The following is a 2,735-nucleotide window of genomic DNA, read 5'->3' as shown; positions in this document are numbered from 1 at the left end:
TCATCACCGCCGACGTCGTCCTCTGACATCGGCACAAGCGAAAGGCGCGGCGCCCGGGGCTCCCCGGGCGCCGCTTCCTTTGCAAGGCTGCGGCGAGTTGGCGTGACAACGCGAGCGGCACGCTTGCCGCTCCTCGATCGCACGCCGTGTTCGCCGGGCGATTCGGCGCTATCTCACGACGGCGAGAAGCCGAACTTCCGCTCGAGTTCCTCGCGGGTGAAGATCCGCTTCTGGCTTCCGGGGCCGTGATAATTTCCGGTCTCGAGTCGGAAGACCCCCGGACGAATTTCGCGGTACCAATGGCCGTCTATGGCGGCTCTGCTTTCGAGGAAGGCGAGATATTCGTCGAGGGTTCGATACCGCTGGCTTATCGATGTGGAATCGCCGGTCACTTCTCTCTCCGAATGTTCGCCGACAGCCTCTTCGGGTGGACTTTCGGGCTGTCTGTCCCGTTCCACCGGCGATGCACAAGCCGGCGTCAGCATGCCGAGCGCGGCGCTCAGCGTCATCCATCTAAGCACTTGAGCCATTTGACTATCTCCCGCTTGCCCCCACCATGGCACATTCGTCCGCCGATTGGTTAAAAGAGTTTGCTGGCGTTCGGAAAACATGGTTGTCTCGCCGCATGCCGCGATTCGCGGCAACTCATGACACAACATAGCTACGGGGGTTACTGATATGGCATCACCTTATGTCCGTGTAGACGCCGATGGCCGAATTCTGGCCGATTCGGAGAAGCACAGTGCTGAATTGAGCAGCTATTTCGATGCTCTTCGCATCGGAACCATCTCCGCCACCGCCGAGCTCGACACTCACGCCGAAACGACGACTCCGGGTTCGCTTTCCGGCTCGGAAACCCAGGACGTCATCGCGGTCGAGCTCGTGGCGGGCCAGACCTACACCTTCTCCTATCGCGGCACGGTCGAGGGCGGCATCGAGGATCCGCTTCTGGGCCTGTTCGATCCTGAAGAAAATCTCATCACTCAGGACGATGACGGCGGCTTCGGCCGAACGTCGCAGATCACCTACACCGCGGCGACGACCGGTACCTATTATCTGCTCGCGACGTCCTGGTATCACGTCGACCCCAGCGCCCCGGGCTATCCTGATTACAGGGACTCGGGCGACTACACGATCAGCATCTGGACCCGCGATCCGGCCCATGACGCCCCCGACACGTTGGCGGGCGCGGTGGAAATCGACGTCGGCACGACCTTCGCCTACCTCGATTCCGCTGCCGATCGCGACATGTACAAGATCGAAGCGACCGAAGGCATGGTCTACACCATCACCTATGCCGGCGGCATTTCCGGCGCCGCCGATTGGGACGGTGAGCCCGGCGAGAATATCGGTATTCTGCGCCTCTATGACGAGAACGGCACCAACATCGCCGCGGTCGTCAACTACGAGACCGGCCTGAGCTTCATCGCCGATCGGAGCGGCACCTATTATGTCCGGGCGGAAAGCTATCAGGGCACTTCCGGCGGTTACACGCTCGACGTCGAGGCGCGCAATCTGGCCGATTACGACCCGCTCGAATCGCTGAATTGGGACAGCGCGAACAACGTTCCGTTCGTCGAGGTGGACGGGGTCCCGACCGCCTACGTCTATTTCGCGCCCGCCGGCGAGAATTTCGGAGAGACCGAGCCCAACAGCACGGAGCCGATGGCCACCTTCGGCTGGGAGCAGTTCCAGATCGACGGCGTGATGCGGGCGCTCGAGGAATATGAGAATATCCTCGGGGTCAATTACGAGATCACGACCGATGTGAATCAGGCGACCTTCCGGCTGGTCACCACAGAGAACGACGTCTTTGGCGCGCGCTTCTATCCGCAGGATCCCGCTTATGGCGACGCTCAGGGGATCGGCTTCTTCAACCTGCTGAGCGGCAGGTTCAATGATCCGGACAGCCTTCAGCCCGGCGGCTTCTCCTATGCCGTGGTGCTGCATGAGTTCGGTCACGCCCATGGCATTGCCCACCCGCACGACACCGGCGGCGGATCGGAAGTGATGCTCGGCGTCGCCGGCTCCGACTCGCTCGGCATCTACGACCTTAATCAGGGCGTCTACACCGTCATGTCCTACAATGATGGTTGGGTGACCCATCCGGACGGGGAGCGGGTGTTCGCGTCCGGCACCTTCCAGGCCGGCTGGTCGGCGACGCTCGGCGCCTTCGACATCGCGGTGCTTCAGGCGCGTTACGGGGTCCATGACCATAATACCGGCAACGACGTCTACACCATCGCCGACTCGCAGGACGAAGCCTCCTACCAGACGATCTGGGATACGGGCGGCGTCGACGAGATCCGCTATTCGGGCAACCGCAACGCGCGGATCGACCTGCTGGCGGCGACGCTGGACTACACGCCCACGGGCGGCGGCGTCGTGTCGTTCGTCGATGACATCTGGGGCGGCTACACCATCGCCAACGGCGTCGTGGTCGAAAACGCCACCGCCGGCGGCGGCGACGACGCCATCATCGGCAACAGCGCAGCCAACATTCTCACGGGCAATGGTGGCGACGATGTGCTGATGGGCCGGGAAGGCGGCGACACGCTGAACGGCGGCGCCGGCTTCGATACGGCGAGCTACATGGACGCCGACGCCGGGGTCCATGCCTCGCTGGCCAGCCAGAAGGGAACGGTCGGCGATGCGGCTGGCGACAAATATATCGGCATCGAGAAGCTGGAAGGCAGCAACTTCGCCGATACGCTCGACGGCGGCAATGCCGACGA

General features: G+C 62.7%; 2 protein-coding genes. One reads left to right on the top strand and one right to left on the bottom strand.

Going from position 1 to position 2,735, the window contains the following annotated elements; all coding sequences use genetic code 11:
* Positions 1 to 173: 173 nt before the first annotated feature.
* Positions 174 to 611, bottom strand: a complete 438-nt coding sequence (locus tag EKM57_RS21620; protein WP_129794613.1) for a hypothetical protein — start codon at positions 609 to 611, stop codon at positions 174 to 176.
* Between the two features lie 67 nt (positions 612 to 678).
* Between EKM57_RS21620 and EKM57_RS21615 the strand changes: the two genes are divergently transcribed.
* Positions 679 to 2,735, top strand: a 2,057-nt coding sequence (locus EKM57_RS21615; RefSeq protein WP_206185543.1) for a M10 family metallopeptidase C-terminal domain-containing protein, incomplete at its 3' end; no start/stop codon positions are given.

The sequence above is a fragment of the Sphingosinicella sp. CPCC 101087 genome (assembly GCF_004151485.1).
Taxonomy (GTDB): domain Bacteria; phylum Pseudomonadota; class Alphaproteobacteria; order Sphingomonadales; family Sphingomonadaceae; genus Allosphingosinicella.
Note: the sequence above shows the minus strand (reverse complement) of the source record. Positions and strands in the feature narration are given on the sequence as shown.

Bases quoted from the DNA above. Each gene is read 5' to 3' on its own strand.
- EKM57_RS21620 (WP_129794613.1), bottom strand. From the start codon at position 611: ATGTTTTCCGAACGCCAGCAAACTCTTTTAACCAATCGGCGGACGAAT.